Origin of the sequence: Salinicola aestuarinus, from assembly GCF_003206645.1 — a bacterium.
Taxonomy (GTDB): Bacteria; Pseudomonadota; Gammaproteobacteria; order Pseudomonadales; family Halomonadaceae; genus Salinicola; species Salinicola aestuarinus.
Window position 1 is genome coordinate 92477 of the sequence record NZ_PZJP01000001.1, and the last position, 19089, is coordinate 111565.

The 19089-nt window shown below is 64.3% G+C and carries 17 protein-coding genes and 1 pseudogene; 9 read left to right on the forward strand and 9 right to left on the reverse strand.

Translation table 11 applies throughout. From position 1 onward, the window contains the following. Positions 1 to 50: 50 nt before the first annotated feature. Positions 51 to 944, reverse strand: a complete 894-nt coding sequence (locus DOM41_RS00395; protein ID WP_110684867.1) for a LysR substrate-binding domain-containing protein — start codon at positions 942 to 944, stop codon at positions 51 to 53. Positions 945 to 1093: 149 nt separating this feature from the next. On the opposite strand from DOM41_RS00395, the gene DOM41_RS00400 reads away from it, so the two are divergent. The 5 genes from DOM41_RS00400 to DOM41_RS00420 all read left to right on the forward strand — a co-directional run bounded on the left by DOM41_RS00400 (position 1094) and on the right by DOM41_RS00420 (position 6445). Next, complete coding sequence (locus DOM41_RS00400) at positions 1094 to 1807, forward strand: FMN-dependent NADH-azoreductase (protein WP_110684868.1); 714 nt, start codon at positions 1094 to 1096, stop codon at positions 1805 to 1807. 386 nt (positions 1808 to 2193) lie between these two features. Then, entirely contained in the window at positions 2194 to 2934 is a 741-nt protein-coding gene (locus tag DOM41_RS00405) for a metal ABC transporter ATP-binding protein (RefSeq protein WP_110684869.1), read from the forward strand. Further along, positions 2931 to 3815, forward strand: a complete 885-nt coding sequence (locus DOM41_RS00410) for a metal ABC transporter permease (RefSeq protein ID WP_110684870.1) — start codon at positions 2931 to 2933, stop codon at positions 3813 to 3815. The genes DOM41_RS00405 and DOM41_RS00410 overlap by 4 nt, the downstream gene beginning before the upstream one ends. A 61-nt stretch (positions 3816 to 3876) precedes the next feature. Then, a complete protein-coding gene (locus tag DOM41_RS00415) occupies positions 3877 to 5064 on the forward strand; it encodes a metal ABC transporter solute-binding protein, Zn/Mn family (RefSeq protein WP_188112342.1) in 1188 nt (395 codons plus the stop codon). 160 nt (positions 5065 to 5224) lie between these two features. Then, entirely contained in the window at positions 5225 to 6445 is a 1221-nt protein-coding gene (locus DOM41_RS00420; RefSeq protein ID WP_110684871.1) for a winged helix-turn-helix domain-containing protein, read from the forward strand. A 19-nt stretch (positions 6446 to 6464) separates the two neighbouring features. On the opposite strand, the gene DOM41_RS00425 is transcribed toward DOM41_RS00420, so the two are convergent. From DOM41_RS00425 to DOM41_RS00455, 8 genes and pseudogenes are all read right to left on the reverse strand, one after another. Further along, entirely contained in the window at positions 6465 to 8249 is a 1785-nt protein-coding gene (locus DOM41_RS00425; RefSeq protein WP_110684872.1) for an ABC transporter ATP-binding protein, read from the reverse strand. Between the two features lie 8 nt (positions 8250 to 8257). Beyond that, a complete protein-coding gene (locus DOM41_RS00430; RefSeq protein ID WP_245391683.1) occupies positions 8258 to 9208 on the reverse strand; it encodes an acetamidase/formamidase family protein in 951 nt (316 codons plus the stop codon). Further along, on the reverse strand, positions 9205 to 10821 hold the full coding sequence (locus tag DOM41_RS00435; protein WP_110684874.1) for an ABC transporter substrate-binding protein: 1617 nt from the start codon (positions 10819 to 10821) through the stop codon (positions 9205 to 9207). Before DOM41_RS00435 ends, DOM41_RS00430 begins: the two co-directional genes overlap by 4 nt. Before the next feature lie 60 nt (positions 10822 to 10881). Continuing rightward, positions 10882 to 11808, reverse strand: coding sequence for an ABC transporter permease (locus DOM41_RS00440; RefSeq protein WP_110684875.1), 927 nt, complete (start codon positions 11806 to 11808; stop codon positions 10882 to 10884). A gap of 1 nt (position 11809) precedes the next feature. Then, positions 11810 to 12316, reverse strand: a complete 507-nt coding sequence (locus DOM41_RS17900) for an ABC transporter permease (RefSeq protein ID WP_425353262.1) — start codon at positions 12314 to 12316, stop codon at positions 11810 to 11812. A gap of 222 nt (positions 12317 to 12538) precedes the next feature. Continuing rightward, positions 12539 to 12658: pseudogene (locus tag DOM41_RS17905) on the reverse strand (ABC transporter permease); the annotation flags it as partial. Next, the gene (locus DOM41_RS00450) at positions 12655 to 13245 is read right to left on the reverse strand and encodes an ANTAR domain-containing response regulator (protein WP_110684877.1); all 591 of its coding nucleotides are present in this window, start codon (positions 13243 to 13245) and stop codon (positions 12655 to 12657) included. The pseudogene DOM41_RS17905 and the gene DOM41_RS00450, both read right to left, overlap by 4 nt. After that, positions 13242 to 14381, reverse strand: a complete 1140-nt coding sequence (locus tag DOM41_RS00455; protein ID WP_110684878.1) for a transporter substrate-binding protein — start codon at positions 14379 to 14381, stop codon at positions 13242 to 13244. The genes DOM41_RS00450 and DOM41_RS00455 overlap by 4 nt, the downstream gene beginning before the upstream one ends. Before the next feature lie 398 nt (positions 14382 to 14779). Here DOM41_RS00455 and DOM41_RS00460 point away from each other — a divergent pair, with 398 nt between their 5' ends. The 4 genes from DOM41_RS00460 to DOM41_RS00475 all read left to right on the forward strand — a co-directional run bounded on the left by DOM41_RS00460 (position 14780) and on the right by DOM41_RS00475 (position 19051). Then, positions 14780 to 15424: an OmpW/AlkL family protein gene (locus DOM41_RS00460; protein WP_110684879.1), complete on the forward strand. Its 645-nt coding sequence runs from the start codon at positions 14780 to 14782 to the stop codon at positions 15422 to 15424. Positions 15425 to 15795: 371 nt separating this feature from the next. After that, positions 15796 to 17874 carry an FUSC family protein gene (locus DOM41_RS00465; protein WP_110684880.1) on the forward strand — a complete coding sequence of 693 codons (2079 nt, stop codon included), beginning with the start codon at positions 15796 to 15798 and terminating at the stop codon, positions 17872 to 17874. Continuing rightward, complete coding sequence (locus tag DOM41_RS00470; protein WP_110684881.1) at positions 17864 to 18079, forward strand: DUF1656 domain-containing protein; 216 nt, start codon at positions 17864 to 17866, stop codon at positions 18077 to 18079. The genes DOM41_RS00465 and DOM41_RS00470 overlap by 11 nt, the downstream gene beginning before the upstream one ends. Before the next feature lie 27 nt (positions 18080 to 18106). Further along, positions 18107 to 19051 (forward strand): efflux RND transporter periplasmic adaptor subunit, encoded by a 945-nt coding sequence (locus DOM41_RS00475; RefSeq protein ID WP_110684882.1) that lies wholly within the window; start codon positions 18107 to 18109, stop codon positions 19049 to 19051. Positions 19052 to 19089 lie beyond the last annotated feature (38 nt).

Consider the following 19089-nt stretch of genomic DNA (forward strand, 5'->3'; position numbering starts at 1 on the left):
AGTGCGGGGAACGGCACTTCACCGGTACCGTCGAAATCGGTATCCACGCTTCATCCCACGTCGCCGGCCAGCGTCAGCACCCACTCCCGCACCGCCTGGATGGCGGACTCGTCGCGTCGCGCCGGGGGATAAACCAGATAGAACGGTTTGCCGGGCAGTACCGGGCCGAAAGGTTCGATCAGACGACCGTCAGCTAGCTCCTCGGCGATCAGTGTCCGGCTCATCAGGGCGACACCCTGTCCGCCAAGCGCGGCGGCAATGGTGTGCGTCTCGTCGGAAAAGACCAGGCCGCCGGTGACGTCGAGAGAGGGCACCCGGGCCAACTTCTGCCACGCCGACCAGCTGAGCAGCGCCCCCGTGTAGTTGGGTGGCTCGTAATGAATCAGCGTTGCGTGGTGCAAATCATCGGAGGTGCGTATGCCCAGCGCGGGACTGCATGCAGGGACGAAGGTGTTGTCGAACAGCTTCTCGGCCATCAGACCCGGCCAGTCGCCAGTGCCATAACGAATCGCCATGTCCGCCGCCACGCCGTCCAGCGCTACCAAGTGATGAGAGATCTGCAGGTTCAAGCTGAGAGTCGGGTGAGCGTCACGCAACTCGCTTACTCGAGGAAGCAACCACCGCGCCGCCACCGCCGGGATGGTGGAGAGCGTCACATTGAAGCGCTCGGGCACGGGATGGAGACGCGCCACGGCGCTCGCCAGGGTGTCGAAAGCTTCGCTGGCCGCGGTAAGCAGTTCCTGCCCCTGAATGGTGAGTCGTAGCTGACGAGGATGGCGAATGAACAGCGCCACACCGAGATGTTCTTCGAGCTGACGAATCTGATGGCTGATGGCAGTCGGTGTCACCGAAAGCTCTGCGGCGGCCCGCTTCGCACTCAGATGACGGGCTGCCGCCTCGAAAGCGCGCAGCGCAGAAAGGGAAGGCAATTGACGGGCGGGCATGGGCTGACTCGATGGATGAGTTTTGTTTTCCGATACTGGCAAGAAATGATCGTTTGTCGCCAGTTTCACCGGGCGCTCTGATAGGCAGCGTGCTGAGGACGAATGAACCGACCTCACTCATCCACGAGTTCTCACCCAGGAGATGAACGATGACCCGACTACTGCACCTCGATGCCAGCCCGCGGCCCGGCCGATCCGGCACACACGAACATGGTTCCTTGAGCCGAAGGCTCACCCACCACTTCGTCGAACGGTGGAAAGCCGCTCGGCCCGAAACCCTGGTGATGCGGCGGGATCTGGGCGCCCAGCCGCCCTCGCTCTTGACCGTCGAGTGGATCGAAGCCGCGTTCACCCCAGAGGAAGCACAGACGCAGACCACCCGCCAGGCGCTGGCCGAGAGCGACCGCTTGGTCGACGAGCTGATCGCCGCCGACGTACTGGTGCTCGGCATACCGCTTTACAACTACAGCTATCCGGCGGCATTCAAGGCGTGGATCGATCAGATCGTCCGCCTGGGGCGGACCGTCTACTTCGACCCTACAGACCCCGAGCATTCGGTAGGCCCGTTGCTGAACGATCGCCCCCGCCATGCCGTGATTCTCTCCTCGCGCGGCGGGCACGGATTCAGCGCTGGCGGAGCGATGGCGCACATGAACCATCTCGAGCCCAGCGTCCGCACCGCCCTGGAGCTGATCGGCATCGAGCATTTCCACGAAATCGCCATCGAGTATCAGGAAGAAGGCGGCGAGCGGCTGCAGCAGTCGACCCATAACGCCCTGTCTCAGGTCGACATGCTGGTGACGGGTCTGCAGGGCATGGGCGAGCCCGCGCCCCATAGCGAGACGACACCCAGCGTAGCGTAACTCCCACTCGAAGGCTTAGGGTCAGCCCCGGTTTAAGAAACGATCAGACGAAGGCGGACGTAACCTGTCTCACCATGGGAACGACGAGCCTTGCGCCGCTTTCGAGGCAATTCTGGCTGCGGCGAGTTATCCACGGTTCGCTCTACTGCCGCCATCGAGCGGGCGATATCGCCCGCTCCTCTTCCCTCCTCATTTGTTATGTTATAACCTCTGCGGCCGATCAAGAGGCTGCTCTCATGTCACACCGTCATCGACACCGCCCCGATGGGCCGTGTCACTTTTCTCTCATGTCTCTGGGTGCCGGGCGGCGAATGCTGCTGACGCTCCCGCCGCTGCTGGCGTTGTGGCTCGCGGCCGCGTGGGCCGGCGGGCTGTTGGGCTGAGCCATGGAGCCGATTCTCACACTCGACTCCGTCTCTCTCGCCCAGGGCAACCGCATGGTGCTCGAATCGGTCGAGGGCACTTTCGCGCCGGGTAGCATCACGGCGCTGGTCGGGCCCAACGGCGCCGGCAAGAGTACGCTGGTGCAGGGCATCATGGGCGTCCTCAAGCCGATCCAGGGAAAGATCCGCTGCGCCGTGCCAAACGACCGCCGGGCCTGGCTGCCCCAGCAGCTGGCGCTGGATCTGACTTTTCCGATGAGCGTCGAGGAGCTGGTGATGACCGGCTGCTGGCCAACCCACGGCAGCTTTCGCGGCTACGGCCCGGAAGAGTACCGGCGCGGTCAGGCCATCATGCACCGCCTCGGGCTTCAGGCGTTCGAGCACCGCCCGCTGGGCGAGCTCTCCGGTGGCCAGCGCCAGCGGGCGCTGCTCGGTCGCACGCTGATGCAGAAGGCACAGTTATTACTGCTCGACGAGCCGTTCGCCAACGTCGACGCCACCACGGTGGATATCCTGATCAACGTGCTGCGTGACATGGCCGCCGAGGGTGTGTCGATCATCATCGTACTGCACGACCACGACCAGATGCGCCGCCTGGCAGATCAGGTGCTGTGGCTCGATCGCGGGCGAGCGACCTGGGTCGCACCGGCATCGCTCGATGCCGCGGAAGGCCCTTCGGCATCGGATCACGCCGAATTGGATGCCGAGTCACACTCCTCTACCGCTAGCAGGCGCCCGGCATGATCGACTGGTTTATCTCTCCGCTGACCGATTTCGGTTTCATGCGTCGTGCGTTGGTCGCTGGGCTCGCGCTGTCGCTGGTTGCGCCGCCGCTGGGCGTCTTTCTCACGCTGCGCGGCATGAGCCTGGTCGGCGATGCCATGGCACACGCGGTGCTGCCGGGCGTTGCGGTCGGTTTCCTGCTGGCGGGGTTCTCGCTGCCGGCGATGAGCGCGGGTGGGCTGGTCGCCGGGCTCGCGGTGGCAGGGCTCGCCGGCGGTGTCTCCCGCCTGACGGGCCACCGAGAGGACTCGGCGATCGCAAGCTTCTATCTCATCTCGCTGGCCGCGGGGGTGATGCTGATCTCGCTGCGCGGCTCGAGCGTCGATCTGACCCACGTGCTGTTCGGCTCGATTCTCGCCGTCGACAGCACCGCGCTGTGGCTGATCGTGGCGGTCTCCAGCGCCACGCTGCTGACGCTGGCGGCGATCTTCCGGATTCTCGTCGTCGAGTGTCTCGACCCGCTCTTTCTGCGCGGCCAGGGCGTTCGCGGCAGCGCGGTCCACGCGCTCTTCCTCGGGCTGATGGTGCTCAACCTCACGGCCGGCTTCCAGACGCTGGGCACGCTGATGGCGGTGGGGCTGATGATGCTACCCGCGACGGCGGCGCGGTTCTGGTCGAAGCGGGTCGAGGGTCTGATGGGCCTGGCGATCGCGATCGGCATTTTCTCGAGCGTGGGCGGCCTGCTGGTCTCCTACCACGCGGGCCTCCCCTCCGGCCCCTGCATCATTCTGCTGGCGGGCGTGGTCTATCTGCTTTCCGCGCTGTTCGGCCGCTACCACAGCGTCTTCGCTCGCTGGCGGCGACGGGTAGAGCCGGTGCTTCCGGCCGATTCTCACGGTTGAGCTGCATTTGAAACACCCGCGCCTTCCCGCGTTCACCACTCCCCAAGAAAAGGAAATGTCGATGTCTCGTTCACCGATTGCCGGCGTCGCACTCAAGAGCCTGATGCTGGGCACCCTGAGCCTCGGCGTTGTCGCCACCGCCAACGCTCAGACACCGCTGAAGGTCGTCACCAGTTTCAGCATTCTCGACGACATGGTTTCGACGGTGGGCGGCGACCACGTTGCGGTTACGTCGCTGGTTGGCCCCAACGGCGATGCCCATACCTTCTCGCCCAAGCCCTCCGACGCCCAGTCGCTGGCGGATGCCGATCTGGTCGTGGTCAACGGGCTGCAGTTCGAGGGTTGGATCGACCGTCTGGTCGAGGCCAGCGGCTACGAAGGCGACGTGGTCGTCGCCAGCGACGGAATCGAGACGCTGGCATTCGACGGCGAGCACGATCATGGCCACGAAGATCACGACCATGACCACGATCATGGCGACGCTCACGACCATGGCGGCGAGCACGATCACGGCGACGCTCACGACCATGACCATGGTGGCGAGCACGACCACGGCAACGATCACGACCATGACCATGGCGACGCGCACGATCATGACCACGGCGACGAGCACGATCATGACCACGGCGACGAGCACGACCACGGCGACGCTCACGGCCATGACCATGGCGACGAGCACGCTCACGAGGGCGGGCATCACCACCACCACGGCGGCACCGATCCGCATGCCTGGCAAAGCCTTGCGAACGGCGAGCAGTACGTGCGCAACATCCGCGATGCGCTGGTTGAGGTCGACCCGGACAATGCCGAGGACTATCGTGACAACGCCGAGGCTTACCTCGACGAGATGGAAGCGCTCGACGCCTCCGCTCACGAGCGTCTTTCTCAGATCCCCGCAGACCAGCGAATGATCATCACCTCCCATGAGGCGTTCGGCTACTTTGCGGATGCCTACGGCCTCACGATGCTTGCGCCGGTCGGTCTCAGCACGCTGGCCGAGCCGAGCGCCAGCGACATGGCAGAGCTGATCCAGCAGATCAACGAAAGCCATGCGCGAGCGCTGTTCCTCGAGAACATGGCCAATCCGGCGCTGATCAACCAGCTTCACGAGGAGACCGGCGTGGCGATCGGCGGCGAGCTCTACGCCGACTCGCTCACCGCGGAGGGCGAAGGCAGCACCTATCTCGGCATGTTCCAGCACAACGTCGACACCCTCGTCGGCGCGCTTCAGGACGCCGATACACAGTAGCCTCCCTCACCTCACGGGCCTCTCTCCCGGCTCGGGTCTATCTGCCAGCGGCGTCATCGCCGCTGGCAGATTGCGTTGACAGCGCGCGGGCAGGTCACGTTGCTCCAATGCTTTTCGTCGACGACACTGCCGGCACTCCTTCCGCCACCCTGTGTCGCCGATGCCCGCTATCGATCGCTCCCCTCAACGCCGACTGTCACTCGCTCAGGCCCGCCGCCTGGCGCTCCAGGCCCAGGGCTTTACCGCCCGTGCCTCGGTTCCGGTCGACCGCGGCCATCTGCGGCGGCTAATCGAGCGCCTCGGCGTGCTGCAGATCGACTCCGTCAACGCGCTGGCCCGCTCGCACTATCTGCCGTTGCAGGCACGACTCGGCGGCTACGATGCCACGCTGCTCGACGAGGCCGCCTGGGGCGGCAACCGCCACCGTGCGCTATTCGAATATTGGGGACACGAGGCCTCGCTGATGCCGCTGCCGCTCTATCCGGCAATGCGCTGGCGAATGCAGCGCGCCCGCGAGGGACACGGCATCTACAAGCATCTGGCCCGCTTCGGCGAATCGCATCGCGACCTCATTGGCCAGGTGCTGCGGCATGTCGAACGCGACGGCGCCATCCGGGCCGGCGCGATCACTACCCGCGAGGGAGCGGCCGGGCAGTGGTGGGACTGGAGCGAGGAGAAAACCGCCCTGGAGTGGCTGTTTGCCGCCGGCGAAGTGACGGTCGCGCGGCGTGTCGGCTTTGAGCGCTACTACGACCTACCCGAGCGGGTACTGCCGCGCACCGTGATCGAGGCGCCGACGCCGTCGCCGCTGGAGGCCCACCGCACGCTGCTGACCCGCGCGGCAAGCGCGCTCGGCGTCGCCACCGAACGCGACCTGCGCGACTACTACCGACTGGCCCCGCAAGCGACACGCGACGCGCTCGCCACGCTGATCGAGGACACAACCCTCACCCCCGTCGGCGTTGAAGGCTGGCGAGAGACCGCTTTTGTCGCCGGCAACCCGCGGGTGCCACGCCGGGTGGAGTCCGACGCCCTGCTCTCGCCGTTCGACTCGCTGATCTGGTACCGCGAGCGGGCCGAGCGCCTCTTCGGCTTTCGCTACCGCCTCGAGTTCTACATACCGGCGCACCGGCGCGTCTACGGCTACTACGTCATGCCGTTTCTCCACGACGGGCGGCTGATCGCCCGGCTCGACCTGCGCGCTCGCCGGCGCGAGGGCAAGCTCGCGGTACTGGCGATCCATCCCGAACCTGATGCCACGATCGATGACGCGGCCATCTTTGGCCTAGCCGACACGCTCGACCGGCTCGCCGATTGGCTGGGGCTTGAAGTGTGGTTGGCATGTCAAAGCCCGCTCTCCCGGCAACTACGCAGCCGATGACAGCGGGCCGGTCACACGCTCACACCAGGGAGAGAGAACCTGCTTCCGTGCGCGCCACGAAATGCCCCGCCTGCGGCTCAAGGTACTCGAGCGGCGTCGCCTGATAGCCGCGCGGTTTGATGGGATCCGGCACCTCACTGGCCTGTAACAGGGCGCGAAAGTCACGTTTGTGATCGACATCCGGCATTGGCACCGCCGACAGGAGCCGCCGGGTATAGGGGTGTCGTGGATCATGCAGCACCTGCTGACAGCTACCGATTTCAACGATCTGTCCACAGTACATGACCGCTACCCGGTGGCAGACCTGTTCGACCACGGCCATATCGTGGGAGATGAACAGATAGCTCAGTCCCAGCCGATCCTGCAGCGATTTCATCAGCGCCAGCACCTGTGCCTGAACCGAGACATCCAATGCCGACACCGGCTCGTCGGCGATGATGACCCGCGGCTCCAGCGACAGTGCCCGAGCGATGCAGATACGCTGGCGCTGGCCGCCGGAGAACTGGTGCGGGTAGCGCGCAGCGGCGTCGGCTGACAGACCGACCTGTTCCAGCAACTCGGCGACCCGCTGGCGTCGGCCGGCACTATCGGCCAACCCGTGGACCAGCAGTGGCTCGCCGATCAGCTCCCCTACGGTCTTGCGCTGATTGAGCGCCGCGAAGGGATCCTGAAAGATCATCTGGATTTCGCGCCGAATCGCCTTAAGTGCACCGCCCTTGAGACCGTTGAGCTCGCGGCCGTCGAGCTTCACGCTGCCGGAATAGGCCAGCATGTTCATCAGGGCCTTACCGGTCGTCGACTTGCCGCAGCCGCTTTCACCCACCAGCCCCAGGGTCTCGCCGGCCCCCAGCGCGAAGCTGACACCCTCGACGGCGCGCACTTCGGTCGCCTTGGCAAATGGCGACTGGCGCTGCACCGGAAAGCGAACATTGAGATCCCCGACCTCAAGCACACGCGGGCGCTGCGCCTGGGAAGCGAGTTCGGGAGCGGTGCCGAGTCGGGGTACCGCCGCCAGTAGCTTGCGCGTGTAGTCGGAACGCGGTGCGCTGAACAGTTCACGCGCGCCTGCCTGCTCCTCGACCACGCCGCGATTCATGACCACCACGTCGTCCGCCATCTCGGCGACCACGCCCATATCGTGCGTAATCATCAACAGCGCCGTACCCAGCTCCTGCTGCAGCTCGCGCATCAGCTCGAGAATCTGGGCCTGGATGGTGACATCGAGCGCCGTGGTGGGCTCGTCGGCAATCAGCACCTTGGGCCGACAGACCATCGCCATGGCGATCATCACCCGCTGGCGCATGCCGCCGGAGAGTTCGTGGGGGTACTGTCGAAGCCGTTTCTCGACGTGCGGCATGCGTACCGCCTCGAGTATCTCCCTCGCCCGGCGTGTTGCCCCGCCGCCTTCATCCAGCTTGTGCCGTCGAATCGTCTCTTCGAGCTGCTTGCCCACACTCATTAGCGGATTGAGCGAGGTCATCGGTTCCTGGAAGATCATCGCGATATCACGCCCGCGTAGCCGCGACATCTGGCGGTCCGGCAGCCCCAGCAGGTCGCGGTCCTGATAGAGGATCGCGCCGCTCGACAACTGCGCCACCTTGGGCAAAAGCCCCATGATCGCCAGCGACGAGAGCGATTTACCGCTCCCGGATTCGCCGGCGATGCAGAGCGTACGGCCGGCCTGCAGGTTGAAGCTGAGATCATCGACGACCCGCTGCGCGTTGCCTGTCCCGTGTGAGATATCGATCGACAGCCGTTCGACGGCCAGCACGGGCGCGTTAAGGGGGGGCTTTGACGAATTCATGGCGTCACTCACTCGAAGACGATGCGCGGCACGTAGAACGACACCACCCAGTTGGGCTGATCGACGATTTCGCTGATGCGCAGGTCGCCGCAGACCGAACAGAGCATGTAGGCCTGCTCGGCCGGCATGTTGCGCGTCTTGACCAGCCAGTCGATCGCGCCCGAAAGCGCCTGGCGCGCGCCGCTCATCAAGTCGCTGCCGATCCCGGTAAAGACCTCGTAACCGGCAGCATCGAGATGCCGCGTGACCGGCCCCGGGGTCGAGAAGCGCGGCATTGCCAGTGGCGTCTGCTTGATGACATCCAGTGTCAGCGTGACGTCCATGGCGCTCTCGAGTGCGGTGCCACACACCTCGCCATCGCCCTGCGCCGCGTGAGTGTCACCGATCGAAAACAGTGCCCCCGCCACCTCCACTGGCAGATAGAGCGTGCAGCCGACGGTGATATCGCGGATATCGAGATTGCCGCCGACACGCCGCGGCGGGACGATCGAGTGCGTTCCGGATTCCGCGGGCGCGACGCCGATCGTCCCGGCGAAGGGCTTGAGCGGTACTCGCGCGTGTTCGCCGAACGCCGCCGGTGCCAGGGTCCGGGTATCGTACTGCCACAGCGCCAGGGCGGGCGTGACGAACTGATCCGCCAGCAGGCCGAAGCCGGGAATGTTGGCCGTCCAGCCGAAGCCGGACGGGGTGAACTCCTCGATCTTGACGCTCAGGATATCGCCCGGCTCCGCGCCATCGACGAAGATCGGCCCCGTGACCGGGTTGATCCGGTCGAACGGCATCGCGGCCACTGACTCCACGGTCGATCTCGCGGTGAAGTGGCCATCGGCGGAGTCCTTGCACTCGAAGCTCAGGGTGGTGCCGGGCGCGACGTGCGCGACCGGCGTGTTGGCGTTGTCCCAACCCAGATGCGAGTGATGACCATGAATGGTCTTGATCAGCCCGTTGTCACACATCATTTCACCCAGATGTAGTCGTAGTTGACTGGCACGTGAACCGGATCGACATAGAGGGCGTCGTCGCCACCCATTCGCGCCGAATGCACGGTGAAGCGTTTCTCGTTGAAGATCGGCACCCAGGGCGCATCGTCCATCGCGGTCGTGAAGATCTCACCCCATATTCTGGCCCGCTCCTCGCGCTGGTCCGGCTCGACCATGGCATTGGCTTCTTCGGCGCGAGCGTCGAGTTCCTCGTTGCAGTACCAGGCCCAGTTCCAGCCGCCCGGCACGGCACCCTCGCAGCCCAGGATCGGCCCCCAGAAGTTGGAGGGATCGGGGAAGTCGGCGATCCAGGCCATGCCGCCGGACCAGATCATCGGTGCCTGGCTCTGCTCACCGCCGGCCGCAATGACATTCGCCTGGGCCAGCGACTTGATCTCGGCCTGGACGCCGATCTGCGATAGATCCTGCTGGATTGCCTGGGCGATGCGCGGCTGCGGATCGGTATTCATCACGTAGAGTTCGGTCTCGAAACCGTCACCGTAACCGGCCTCCTCGAGCAGCGCCCGCGCCTGTTCCACGTCGTAAGAAAGGCCTTCGTAATCGCTGTCGTAGCCCGGCATCGCGGGCGGCAGCGGCTGATTGGTCGGCGCCGCACGGCCATTGATGACCCGCACGATGCGCTCTTTGTTGATCGCCATGTTAATCGCCTGGCGAACCTTCAGATTGTCCAGCGGCGGTATCGTAACGTTCAGCGTCATGTAGCCGGTGTGCAGCTGATCGCCGATGACCATCAGCTTCTGGAACTCGGGGTCCTGTCGTGACTGCAGGAATTGAGCGGGCGGGATGCCGTCGCCGGCGATGTCGACCTCGCCACGCTGTAGCCGCAGCAGGGCCACATTGGGTTCCTGACCGATCTCGAAGTCGATCTGATCGATGTAGGGGATACCGTCGCGGTAGTAGTCCTCGTTTTTGACGAAGGTCAGACGCTGGCCGAGCGCCCAGTCGTCCAGCTTGAAGGCGCCGGTGCCCACCGGATGCTTGCCGAAGTCACGCCCCCACTCCTCGACGGCCTCCTTGGGAACCACCGACGCGAAGTTGAGTGCCATCAGATGCAGGAAGGTGGCGTCCGGGGCGCTCAGCGTGATCTCGACGGTGTAGTCGTCCGGCGTCGTGACCCCACTCAGCGTCGTGGCATCGCCGCTGGACACCGCATCGAAGCCGACGATCGAGGAGAAGAAGCCGGCGCCGGGGCTCTGCGTCTGCGGATTGATCGTGCGCTCCAGCGAGTACTTGACGTCAGCGGCGGTCATTTCACGACCGTTGTGAAACGTCACCCCCTCACGGAGATGGAAGGTGTAGGTCATGCCGTCATCGGAGATCTCGTAGCGCTCTGCGAGATCCGGCACCAGGTTGGTGGTCCCCGGCTCGTAGTCCATCAGGCCGTCGAAGAGCGACTTGATCATCGACCAGTTCTGCCAGTCGTAGCCGATGGCCGGATCCAGCGTCGCGACATCGTTCTGGTAGGTGACGATGACCTCGCCGCCCGGCTTGGGCGTTTCCTGTGCCTGAACGGCTCCGCTGATCGCGACCGCCATTGCCGTTAGTGCAAACCCCTTGAGAACCTTATGCATGTTGGCTTTTCCTTGTTGTGTCGATAGATACGCTTGCTACCGCATTGCCAGACTTCGTTGTTAGCTGTTCTTGACGTCGATGCGCGGATCGACGAGCAGCACGGCCAGATCGGCCACCAGATTGCCCAGCACGATGGCCACCGCCGACAGCGTGGTCACCCCGACGATGATCGGAATGTCCACCTGTTGAATCGCCTGCCAGGCGAGCTGACCGAGCCCCGGCCAGCCGAACACCGACTCCACCACCACCAGCCCGCTCATGAAGATGCCGATATCGATACCGATCATCGGAATCACCGGGATGATCGCGTTGGGCAGTACATGCCGGAGCAGCACGCGAACCCGAGTCAGCCCCTTGGCACGCGCCGTGCGAATAAAGTCCTGATGCAGCACCTCGATCATCGACGAACGCACCATGCGTGAGTACCAGCCGCTGCCCAGCACACCCAGCGTGATCGCCGGAAGCAGCAGGTGCTCGATTCCGCCGTAGCCGCCGAGCGGGAACCAGCCGAGTTTCACCGCAAAGAAGTAGAGCGCGAGCATGGCGGCGATGAAATGCGGCGACGAGACGCCGATGAACGAGAACGCCATCAGTGCACGGTCCAGCCCCGAGTTACGCTTGATCGCCGCGACAAGCCCCAGCGAAATACCGATCAGCAGCTCGAACCCGATACCGGCGGCCATGAGCTGTAGCGTGGGCCCGATACGGGCCGCCATCAGATCGCTGACCTGGGAGCGCTGAACGTAGGAGCGCCCCAGATCGCCATGCAGCAGCTGCCAGAGGTAGCGCAGGTACTGCTCGTAGAAGGGCAGGTCCAGCCCCAGCTGATGGCGAATGTTGGCGACCACCTCCGGCGTGGCACTGCGCCCGGCGATCTGGCGCGCCGGGTCGGCGGGAATCAGGAACAGCAGCAGATAGGTGATGAAGCTCACACCGAGCAGGATCAGTGCCGCGTAGAAAAGTCGCTTGGCGATGTACCAGGCCATGTCAGAGTCTCCCCTTCAACGTTGGGTCGAGCTCGTCGCGCAGGGCGTCGCCCACGAGATTGAAGCTCAGCGACAGTGCGACGATGGCGACACCCGGAAACAGCACCAGCCACAACGCCGAGGTGAAGTAGGTCTGACTCTCGAAGATGATGTTGCCCCAGCTCGGCATCGGCGGCTGCACGCCCACCCCCAGAAACGAGAGCGTGGCTTCCAGCAGCACCGTGGTAGAGATACCGAGTGTTGCCCAGACCAGGATGGTCGGCAGCAGGTGGGGCAGCAGATGGGAAAGCAGGATGCGCAGCGAGCTGGCACCAATGGTCCGCTCTACCGCGACGAAATCCTTGGCCGCGATGGAGATCGTCTCCGAATAGATCACCCGCGCGATCTGCACCCAGTTCACCATGGCGATGACCAGCGCCACGATCCACAGGCTGGGTCGCAGAATGGCGGCTAGCGCAATCGCCAGCAGCAGCGCCGGAAAGGACATCATCAGGTCGGTCAGACGCATTAGGATCGAGCCGGTCCAGCCGCGCACGAATCCCGCCGTGACGCCCACCAGAGTGCCGATAATCACGGCAATGCCGTTGGAGACGACGCCGATGATCAGCGACGTCCGCGCGCCGTAGATGATCCGGGACAGCAGATCACGGCCCAGCAGGTCCGTGCCAAAATAGAAATCGGCGTTGGGCGGCAGCGGCGCCCCCTCAAGGGTCAGGCCGTCGAAGAACTGACGAGTGGGATCGTAGGGGGCCAGCCAGGGGGCAAAGACAGCGGCGACCACCACGATCAGAATGAACAGCAGCGAGGCTGCCACGCTCTTGCGCTTGAGTAGCGCCATCAACAGATTCATGAGGCTGCTCCTTCCTGCGGTCGCCGATCCCGGCACTGCTCTAACAGTCTCTCGGCCGCGTCCTCCAGTGTGAGCTGCGCGTCCATGGCCTCGCCGCGCAGCCGCTCGAAGGCCTGCGACTCATCGCACGACAACGCCACCATCAGCCTGGCCACCGCGCGCGCAATGGCGCCCTGAGCACTGAGGCGCTGCGCCAACTGATGATTCGCCGCCTCCAGTGCCACGGCCTGCTGCCGCAGCGCTTTCGCCATCGCCAGCGTCGTGTAGACCGTGCTTTGAGTGATCGGCTTGTTAAGAATCGCCGTCGCCCCCAGCCGCACCGCGCGCTCAATCTGCGAAAGCGTCTGATGGTGCGTCATGGCGATGATCGGAATCCCCGCGCCGCGGACCCTGGCGAGCAATCGTTCGCTGTTGAAGTGATCGAGTTCGACGATCACGCCGCTGACCGCCTCCAGCGCACAGGGCGCATCGTCGTCGACCGCCAGCGAGCGCAGTCCCAGGCGATCGAGACTTTTATTGAGCATTGTCAGCGAGCGGACCTCGCAATCGATCAGCAGCAGGTGAGGCAGGACGTCGCTGGCGCTCATTTCACTACCTTCAGGTCGGGCACGACCGGCGCGGGTGCCGCCAGATCGTGGAATCGCACCATCGAGGTGCCGGTCAGATAGGGGTCCGCCTCGATCGCGTTCGGCTGGCGATAAACGACCTCGAAGCGTCCCGCCTGCGCCTCGGCGATGTAGTTGGGTAACGTCAGATGATTGTTGTGCGACTGCAGTGCCAGTCTTCCCAGCGGCGTCTCCTGCGGTCCGCGCTGAAGCCAGGTCAGCACCGCTTCGGGGTCATCATCGCCGATCGCTTCACAGGCGCGGGCAAGCAGCATCACCGCGGTATAGGCGCAGGTGTAGCAGCTCGAGAACCGCTGACCGTCGCCGCGCACGCGCTGCTGCGCACTGAAGGCGTTGCCGGGAACGTCAAACCACGGGCCGCTGGAAAGCAGCCGAAGATGGCTCAAATGAGAAATCGCCGGCAGCTCGCATTCGGTGAAGTTGCAGCTGAGAACCGGCAACCGCCGTCCGACCCGGGCACAGGCGGTATTGAGCTGCTCGAGAAAGAAGTAGGAAGATTCGCCAAGCAGATTGTTGAGCACGAAATCGCTATCGCTGGCCAGAATCTGCTCGATCAGAGTGGCGAAGTCGCTATCGCCGAAGTGGTAGTACTTCTCCCCGATGACCTCGCCCGCTGCGGCATCGATCAGTTCACGAGCGATACGGTTGCTTTCCCAGCCCCACACATAGTTGGAGCCGATCAATACGCCCCGTTTGCCGTAGGCCCGCAGCACGTACTCGAGCAGAGGTACCAGGTTCTGATTGGGGCTTCCCCCCAGGTAGACCACACTTTCGCTGCACTCGAAGCCCTCGTAGGGGCTGGCGTACCAGAGCAGCGCCCCCGCCCGCTCAAGATCGGGAACGATATCCTTGCGGCTCGCCGATGTGGTCGTCCCCACCACATGACGAACTCCCCGCCGGAGCAGCGACTCGACGCCATCGTGGTAAGCCTCGAGCTGGCCACGGGGATCGGCTTCATGAACGACCAGGCGGACCCCTCCCGGCTGCCGATTGACCTCTTCCACGGCGCGCAAGGCCCCCTGTCGCGCGTGTCGACTAATGCGCTGGTAGGTGCCTGAAGTGGAGTAGAGCACCCCGATGGGTAATTCCAGTGTCATGATTTTCATCCACAAAAAAAGCCCGGACGTCGAGGAGACATCCAGGCTTCATTGCCAAACGCCAATGGGCGCACTGTGCTGTTCAAGATTTACAGATCTTAGAGACCCGACTTGGTAATTAATCAATGAGAAAATCGGGCCATATTTTAAAAACTACATTAAAAACAGATATTTATTGTAAATAAAGGGCTCAATATGGCGGCGACGCCATCCTTTCATGCACCGTTTTAGATAGTTAATCGGCTCTGTGCACCAAAATAGAGCAATTCCGGATGCATCGAGAGCGACCATTGCGACAAATAACCACATACTCCATAAGGTTATTCCGGCGTAGCCTGATCTCATCGCTACCGGCCAGCGCCGGTCGATAACAACGGGATGATCAAGGAAACGCCGCCATGCCAGCACTGCCCCGCCGCTCTCTCATCGCTCTTTCGACCGTCGCTGCCCTTTTCGCCGCGGGATACCAGACCCCGGCTTTCGCCTACGGCGCGGGCGACTGGTTCACCCACATCGGTGTGGCCAAGGTGTCGCCCAAGAGCGATAACGGCGATTTCGATGCCATCGGCGTCGACAAGATCGACGTCGACGACGAGAGTGGATTCGCCTTTACCCTGGGCTATCGCTTCCTCGACAACTGGGGCGTCGAGCTACTCGCCGCTCAGCGCTTCGAACATCAGGTCAATCTCGACGGCGCCAATATCGCCTCGACCAAGCACCTGCCGCCGACCCTGACGCTCCAGTACTATCCGCTCGGCGGTACCGATGCATGGGTTCAGCCCTACGTCGGCGCCGGGGTCAACTACACCCACTTCTCCGACGAGAAGGTCGATGGCGGCAGCCTCGACATGGACGATTCCTGGGGCGCCGCGGCGCAGCTCGGCGTCGATCTGCTCATCGACGAACACTGGTCGCTCAACGCCGCCGCCTGGTATCTCGACATCGAGTCCGACACCACGGCGACGATCGGTGGTGACTCCTACGACACCACGGTGAATATCGACCCGGTCGTCGTCATGGGCGGCATCGGCTACCGCTTCTAGCCCCGCCCGAGGGCGCCGGTTCCCGGCGTCCTCATCGCGCATTGTCGACTGGCGACGCACAGCTCGACCTGTCGTCGGTCATGACTTGTCAGTGATGAGCGCCCTAGCGCGCTTGCTTTCGGCCACCCCCTGGGGTGGCCTTTTTTCGTTGGCGCTTCGCGATGATCCGGGTAGGCGAGAGAGGCGAGCGTCTCGTCGGCCCCGCTGCCGATCGCACCCCGCTCAAGAGGGCGTCGCGATGGGCGATAACCTTGTTCAGCGCCTGGCACGGCGGTGGACAGCGGCGCGCTTTGATGTAACACTTCGCAGCCTAACTTTTATTCATTTATTGTGTCCCGCGAGTGCTCGTCACTCGCGGGCTTTGGTTATTTATGAGCCGAATCACTGCCGATCACGGGTTACTGGCGCTGAGAACCGTGCTGGCCGTCTGGCTGGCGCTCTTTCTCTCCATGCGTCTGGATCTCTATCAGCCTGCCTGGGCGATCCTGGCCGTGATGATCGTCACCCTTCAGCCGGTCATGTTCACCGGGGGGACGCCGCCCATCGGCATCATCATCGGACGCAGCGTGGCGCGACTCTTCGGCACGCTGTTTGGCGCCATCGTGGGCCTGGTGACGATCGGACTCTTCGGTCAGCAGCCGATGCTCTACCTGCTCTTCTCCGGTGCCTGGCTGGCGTTCTGCCTGTACTGGGTGATCCTCGAGCCAGACGAGTATCTGGCCTATGTGATGATGCTCAGCGGCTATACCTCGACGCTGGTCTCCCTGACGGCCATCGGTACCGGGGTAGAAGACATCTGGTCCATTGCCGTGGGGCGCTTCAGCGAGACGGCCCTGGGCATTGGCTGTGCCCTGATCGTGCACGTGGCGATCGCTCCGCGTTACGGGAGTCGGGCGCTGCCGGGCGCACTGTCGGCGCTCCTCTCGCAGGCCGCTGGCGAAACGCTCGCCTGCCTCGAATCCGCCCGCCCCAGAGAGCGCCGCGATGCCGAACTCAAGACGCTGCTCAATCGGCACCAGCAGTTTGAATCACTGCGCGGCCTGACTCGGCTGGAGACTCGGCGGCTGAGCCACTTCATTCCCGCGCTGGATCGTTTCGCCAGCGACAGCCTGGCGCTGATCACGGCCGTGCGCGAACTCGAGACAGCGCTGGACCGACTGCGCGAGTGCGACGACGGCGAGCACTGGCTCGAGCCGCTCAAGGCGCAGGCGATACCCCGGCTACGCGCCATCGAGTCGGCACCCGACGCCGAACCCGCCGAGCGCCAGGTACTCGACGTGTTGGACTGGGGCGACGAGCCCGTCGAGCCACGAACCCGCGCTCGCGCCGAACTGGTGCGTCAACGGCTGGGCGAGGTGCTCTCCCTGGCCCAGCACGGCCAGCGGCTGCGCCACGCCCTCGACGACCCGGCCTCGACCCGCGTCAGGACGCTGCCGCGCAATCGGCGCCCCCGCGCCAACCACAACGAGCACTTCGTGGCCCGCTTCAATGCCTTTCGCGTCTTTATCGCCTTCGAGGCGCTGGGGGTTTTCTGGATTCACAGCGGCTGGCACTCGGGCTATCTCGCCATGATGCTGCTCGGTGTTTTCACCATGCTGTTCGCCAAGGCGCCGAACCCGGCGGCGGTGGTCTATCAGTTTCTGTGGGGCACACTCTCGGCGGTGTTCTTCGGCGGTATTCTGCTGTTTCTGGTCATGCCGGTCATCAACGGCTTTCCGCTGCTCGCCATCGCCCTTGCCGTGCCCGTGACCATCGGCACGCTGATGACCCCTCACCTGCGCTGGTCGGCGATCGGAATGTCGGGGGCGATCACCATGATGACGCTGCTCAACCTGCACTCGACGTACAATTTTTCGCCGGCGAGCTACATCAACGGGGGGCTTGCCTCGGTCATCGGCACGATCGCGGCGATGCTCACTTACTCGCTGCTGCGCCAGCGAAGCCCGGAAGAGCGCATCGATACGCTGATGCGCGCCTACTGGCGCGGGCTCGGACGGTTGCTTCGTGAACCCAGCCTGCCCAACCGCGCGCGCCTGGAGAGCCGGCTCTACGATCGACTCGGTCGGCTGATCGCCCTCGGTGGCAAGGACGACACCCTGCGCGAAGCGGTGGATCTGCACGCCTTGGCCCTCTGTGTCTGGCGCATCCGGCGACTCCTCCATGAACTGGGCCCGCACCGGCAGGCGCTGGCGGCCTGGCTTGCCGATATCGGCGAGCGGCTGGTGGCCCGGCCGCGCCACGACCCGGTGGTCTGGCGGGCGCTGGCCGATGAAGGCATGGCGTGGGTCGACACGCTGTACCGGGAGGCGAATCTGCCCATCGCCACCATTGGCGAGGTCGCCATGCTCAGCCATTTGATGCGCCAGGCCCCGGGCGCCCGGCTCGAGGCGAGCGGCGATTCGGCTACCGACAACCCTGCCACGCACGGAGAGACGTCACATGCTGGCTGAATGGTCGTTCATGGGATTCTTGCTGCCACCGCTGGCGGTACCGGTGTTACTGGCGCTCGGCGTCTATCTGTTGCTGCGCCGGCTGTTCGTGCGGTTCGGGGTCTATCACTGGTTCTGGCAGCCGGTACTGCTGGATATCGCACTTTACGCACTGCTGCTGTGGGCCGTCCTGATGCTTGGCGGCGCACTACCGATAGCAGGATGAGGATCGCTGGATGAGGACAAATCAACGATGAACTGGCCCACCGGACTTCGCAAAACGGTTCGATTGCTGCTGACGCTGCTGCTTGTCGCCGCGGCCATCGTCGCCGTCGCCGAGATATGGGATCACTACATGCACGATCCCTGGACACGTGACGGGCGCATCCGCGCCGACGTGGTCAACCTCGGCACCGATGTCGCCGGGCTGGTCGACGGTATCGAGACTCATGACAATGACTACGTCGAGAAGGGTGACGTGCTGTTCACCATCGACAAGCGGCGCTACCAGCTCGCCCTCGACGATGCCCAGGCGTCGCTCAACCAGCTCGAGCAGCAGCGCGACGAGGCCCAGGCAGCCAACAGCCGGCGCCAGCGGCTCAACGACTATGTCTCGCAGGAGAACCGTGACAATGCCCGCTTCAGCCAGGCCAGCGCCGAGGCAGCGGTGCGTGCCGCCAGAGTGAAGGTCGAGCGTGCCCAGCTCGACCTGGAACGCGCGACGGTGCGTGCACCGGTCGACGGCTACGTCACCAATCTGCTGCTACGGCCGGGCCAGTACATCAGCGTCGGTACGCAGGCGCTGACGCTGGTGGATGCCAACTCGTTCTATGCGCTCGGCTACTTCGAAGAGACCAAGCTCGACAGCATCGAGATCGGCCAGCCGGTACGAGTCCAGCTGCTCGCGAGCGACGCGCCGATCTGGGGCCATGTCGACAGCTACGCACGCGGCATCAGTGACGGCAGCCTGGGCAATCAGAACAGCGGCCTCGCCAACGTCAACGCCTCCTTCGACTGGGTCCGGCTGTCTCAGCGTATCCCGGTCCGCATCGCCCTCGACGACATCCCCGAAGGGACCAAGCTCTCCGCCGGCCTCACCGCCACCGTCTACGTGGGTAGCGACCGTGAAGCCCGTGAAGAGGCGCCCGACTGGTGGCTGTCGATCAAGCGCTGGTGGGAGAACCTGGTCAGCATGTAATGCTGCGCGTCGTGTCGGCGCCGTCTCGCGGCGCCGGG